This window comes from Streptomyces sp. NPDC004658 (genome assembly GCF_040609555.1).
In the GTDB taxonomy this organism is placed as follows: Bacteria; Actinomycetota; Actinomycetes; order Streptomycetales; family Streptomycetaceae; genus Streptomyces.
Window position 1 is genome coordinate 1 of the sequence record NZ_JBEXKG010000301.1, and the last position, 4,715, is coordinate 4,715.

3 protein-coding genes and 1 pseudogene are annotated in these 4,715 nt (G+C 73.9%); all 4 read right to left on the minus strand.

All coding sequences use genetic code 11. The features are described 5' to 3' along the window. Positions 1-867, minus strand: an 867-nt coding sequence (locus ABZV94_RS40275) for a biotin/lipoyl-containing protein (RefSeq protein WP_356349854.1), incomplete at its 3' end; no start/stop codon positions are given. 61 nt (positions 868-928) lie between these two features. Further along, on the minus strand, positions 929-2,317 hold the full coding sequence (gene lpdA / locus ABZV94_RS40280; RefSeq protein ID WP_356349856.1) for a dihydrolipoyl dehydrogenase: 1,389 nt from the start codon (positions 2,315-2,317) through the stop codon (positions 929-931). A 299-nt stretch (positions 2,318-2,616) separates the two neighbouring features. Next, positions 2,617-4,176: a leucyl aminopeptidase gene (locus ABZV94_RS40285; protein ID WP_356349858.1), complete on the minus strand. Its 1,560-nt coding sequence runs from the start codon at positions 4,174-4,176 to the stop codon at positions 2,617-2,619. A gap of 272 nt (positions 4,177-4,448) precedes the next feature. Beyond that, a pseudogene (locus ABZV94_RS40290) lies at positions 4,449-4,646 on the minus strand (adenosylcobinamide-GDP ribazoletransferase); the annotation flags it as partial. Between the last annotated feature and the right edge of the window lie 69 nt (positions 4,647-4,715).

The window sequence follows — 4,715 nt, forward strand, 5'->3', positions numbered from 1 at the left end:
CGGCGCGGTGGCCGGGGTGACCGGAGCCGGGGCGGGCGCCGGCGCGGGTGCCGGGGCCGGGGCAGCGGCGGCGGGCGCCGGGGCCGGGGCAGCGGGTGCCGGAGCCGGAGCCGGAGCGGGCGCCGGAGCCGGAGCCGGAGCGGGCGCCGGAGCCGGGGCCGGAGCGGCGGCCGGGGCCGGAGCCGGGGCCGGGGCGGCCGGAGCGGCGGCGGGGGCCGGGGCGGCACCCGGGGCACCGATGACGGCGAGCTTGGCGCCGACCTCGGCGGTCTCGTCCTCGCCGACCACGATCTCCAGCAGCACGCCCGAGGCGGGCGCCGGGATCTCGGTGTCGACCTTGTCCGTGGAGACCTCGAGCAGCGGCTCGTCGGCCTCGACGCTGTCGCCGACCGACTTCAGCCAGCGGGTGACGGTGCCCTCGGTGACGGACTCGCCGAGCGCGGGCAGGACCACGTCCGTGCCCTCGGCGCCACCGGCCGGAGCGGCCGGAGCGGCCTCGGCGGCGGGGGCGGGAGCCGGGGCGGCCGGAGCCTCCGCGGCCGGGGCCGGGGCCGGGGCCGGGGCGGGCTCCGCGGCCGGGGCGGGGGCCTCGGCGGCGGCGGGGGCCGGGGCGGCGGCGGGCGCGCCCGTGCCGTCGTCGATCAGGGCCAGCTCGGCGCCGACCTCGACCGTCTCGTCCTCGGCGACCTTGATGGAGGCCAGCACGCCCGAGGCGGGGGCCGGGATCTCGGTGTCGACCTTGTCGGTCGAGACCTCGAGCAGCGGCTCGTCGGCCTCGACGCGTTCGCCCTCGGCCTTCAGCCAGCGGGTGACAGTGCCCTCGGTGACGCTCTCACCGAGCGCCGGAAGGGTTACGGAAACCGCCATGGTTTCGGTTGCTCCTAACGAATTGCGGAAGTCTGTGTCGTCGCGCCCGTTGACCGAAGGCTCAGTCGTGGGAGTGCAGCGGCTTGCCGGCCAGGGCCAGGTGCGCCTCGCCGAGCGCCTCGTTCTGCGTCGGGTGGGCGTGGATGAGCTGGGCGACCTCGGCCGGCAGCGCCTCCCAGTTGTAGATCAGCTGGGCCTCGCCGACCTGCTCGCCCATGCGGTCGCCGACCATGTGGACGCCGACGACGGCACCGTCCTTGACCTGGACGAGCTTGATCTCGCCCGCGGTCTTCAGGATCTTGCTCTTGCCGTTGCCCGCCAGGTTGTACTTCAGAGCGACGACCTTGTCCGCGCCGTAGATCTCCTTGGCCTTGGCCTCGGTGATACCGACGGAGGCGACCTCCGGGTGGCAGTACGTCACCCGCGGGACACCGTCGTAGTCGATCGGAACGACCTTCAGACCGGCCAGGCGCTCCGCCACCAGGATGCCCTCGGCGAAGCCGACGTGCGCGAGCTGGAGCGTCGGGACGAGGTCACCGACGGCGGAGATGGTCGGGACGTTGGTGCGCATGTACTCGTCGACGAGGACGTAGCCGCGGTCCATGGCGACCCCGGCCTCCTCGTAGCCCAGGCCCTGCGAGACCGGGCCGCGGCCGACGGCCACCAGCAGGACCTCGGCCTCGAACTCCTTGCCGTCGGCCAGGGTGACCTTCACACCGTCCTGGGTGTACTCGGCCTTCTGGAAGAAGGTGCCCAGGTTGAACTTGATGCCGCGCTTGCGGAACGCGCGCTCAAGAAGCTTCGAGCTGTTCTCGTCCTCGACCGGGACGAGGTGCTTCAGGCCCTCGATGATCGTGACGTCGGAACCGAAGGACTTCCACGCCGAGGCGAACTCGACGCCGATGACACCGCCGCCCAGGATGATCGCGGACTTCGGCACGCGGTCCAGGACGAGGGCGTGGTCGGAGGAGATGATGCGGTTGCCGTCGATCTCCAGGCCCGGCAGCGACTTCGGCACGGAGCCGGTCGCCAGCAGGACGTGGCGGCCCTGGATGCGCCGGCCGTTCACATCCACGGAGGTGGGGGAGGACAGCCGGCCCTCACCCTCGATGTAGGTCACCTTGCGGGACGCGATGAGACCCTGAAGACCCTTGTACAGGCCCGAGATCACATCGTCCTTGTACTTGTGGACGGCCGGGACGTCGATGCCCTCGAAGGTCGCCTTGACGCCGAACTGCTCGCTCTCGCGGGCCTGGTCGGCGATCTCGCCGGCGTGCAGCAGGGCCTTGGTGGGGATGCAGCCCCGGTGCAGGCAGGTGCCGCCGACCTTGTCCTTCTCGATCAGGGCGACGTCCAGGCCCAGCTGCGCCCCGCGCAGGGCCGCGGCGTAACCACCGCTACCACCGCCGAGGATCACTAGGTCGAAAACGGTGCTGGCGTCGTTCGCCACGTCACGTCCTCCATGCATGTGCGCCGTGCGCCGGACACCCCTTGTCCCTTGGGGAGGTGACCGGCCGGTCGGCTGGTGTCCGGCCGCTTGATGCTTCGGCCCTTCGGTGGGGGCCCTGTCCTGCCGGGCTCCATCTTTGCACTTGTCGGAGGCGATCGAGACGCGGGGCCGGTGTGTGAGACGTCCCACGTTCACCGGAAAACCAGGGTGCGCCGGGCGGGGGCGCGGGGAACCGCGTCGACGGCCCCCACGCCCCGCCCTCGCCGTACCGCGGACCGGACCGGGCCGGGAGGCGACCGCTAGCCCAGGTCACCCGCGGCGGTCAGCTCCGCGAGGCGGACCAGCGTCCGCACCGCCGACCCCGTGCCGCCCTTCGGGGTGTAGCCGAAGGGCCCGCCCTCGTTGAACGCCGGCCCCGCGATGTCGAGGTGCGCCCACGTGATCCCCTCGCCCACGAACTCGCGCAGGAACAGGCCGGCGACGAGGCCGCCGCCCATCCGCTCGCCCATGTTCGCGATGTCGGCCACGGACGAGTCCATGCCCTTGCGCAGGTGCTCCGGCAGCGGCATCGGCCAGGCCGGCTCGCCGACCTCCTCCGCCGCCTCGTGCACCGCGGAGCGGAACGCGTCGTCGTTGGCCATCACGCCGAAGGTCCGGCTGCCCAGCGCGAGCATCATCGCGCCGGTCAGCGTGGCCACGTCCACGATCGCGTCCGGGTTCTCCTGCGAGGCCGCCCACAGCGCGTCGGCGAGCACCAGCCGGCCCTCGGCGTCCGTGTTGAGCACCTCGACCGTCTTGCCGCTGTACATGCGCAGCACGTCACCCGGGCGCACGGCGGAGCCGGACGGCATGTTCTCGGCCAGCGCCAGCCAGCCGGTGACATTGACCTCCAGACCGAGGCGCGCGGCGGCGACGACCGCGGCGAACACGGCGGCGGCACCGCTCATGTCGCACTTCATCGTCTCGTTGTGCCCGGCCGGCTTCAGCGAGATGCCGCCCGAGTCGTAGGTGATGCCCTTGCCGACGAAGGCCAGGTGCTTCTCCGCCTTCGGGTGCGTGTACGACAGCTTCACCAGGCGCGGGGTCGCCGCGGAGCCGCCGCCGACGCCCAGGATGCCGCCGTAGCCGCCCTTGACCAGGGCCTTCTCGTCGAGCACCTGCACCTTGATGCCGTGCTCCTTGGCCGCGGCCTGCGCGATGCCGGCGAACGCGGCGGGGGTGAGGTCGTTCGGCGGGGTGTTGATGAGGTCGCGGGCGCGGTTCAGCTCCTCGCAGACGGCGACCGCGCGGGCGAGTGCCCCCTTGTGGGCGGCGTCGCGCGGCCTGCCGCCGAGCAGCGCGGCCTCGGCGAGCGGCGCCTTGCCGTTCTTGGCCTTGCCGTTCCCGGCGTCCTGGGCGTTGCCCTTGTAGGTGTCGAACGAGTAGGCGCCGAGCAGGATGCCCTCGCCGATGGCGCCGATCGCGCCGGGGCCGTCGATCGGCAGCGCGAACGCGGCCTTCTTCGACCCGGCGAGCGCGCGGGCGGCCACGCCGGCGGCCCTGCGCAGCGCCTCGGCGTCGTAGGCGTCGCCGTCCTCGCCGTCCTCGCCGTCCTTGCCGGCGGGCTGCGCGCCGAGGCCCACCGCCACCACGAGCGGGGCCTTGAAGCCGGCCGGCGCGGGCAGCTTCGTCAGCTCGCCCTCGGCACCCGAGGCGCCGAGGGTCTCCAGGACGCCGGCCAGCCTGCCGTCGTACGCCTTGTCCACGGCCTCGGCGCCCGGCGCGGCGACGGGCCCCTGGGCGCCCTTGGCGACACCGATCACGATCGCGTCGGCCCGCAGGCCGGGCGCCGCGGCGGTGCTGAGAGTCAGAGCAGTCACGGTGGTGAAATCTCGCTTCCGATGTGAAGTTTGCTGTGGCCGATGGGGGGTGGGTCGACCGGGCCCGAAAGCCGACCCTAGGTCCACGCCTGGGACCGGTGGCAACCGGGGCCTTCACCCTGCCGGCGAACACCCGTGACGAGACTACGCCCGTTGCCGACCCGCCCCGAAGGGGCGCGAGCCCGGGCGCGGTGGGCGCCCGCGCCGCGGGCACGACCAGCCGCCGGCGGGCCCCGGCCGCCGGGGGACGTACGGCCCCGGGCCGGAACCTCTCAACGACCGAGGGCCAGCACCACGAGTGCCGTGACCGCGGCCGTCTCCGCGACCGCGCCGAACACATCGCCGGTGACCCCGCCGAACCTGCGGACGCACCTGCGCAGCAGCAGGTCGGCGACGGCGACGGCGGCGGCCACCGCGAGGGCGGTGCGCGCGCCGTCGTACCCGCCGAGACCGGCGCCCGCCGCCCCGGCCGCCGCCCACCGGCCCGAGGCCGCGCTCGTCGAGCACTACCCCCGGCTGGTCCGGCTCGCCTACCTGGT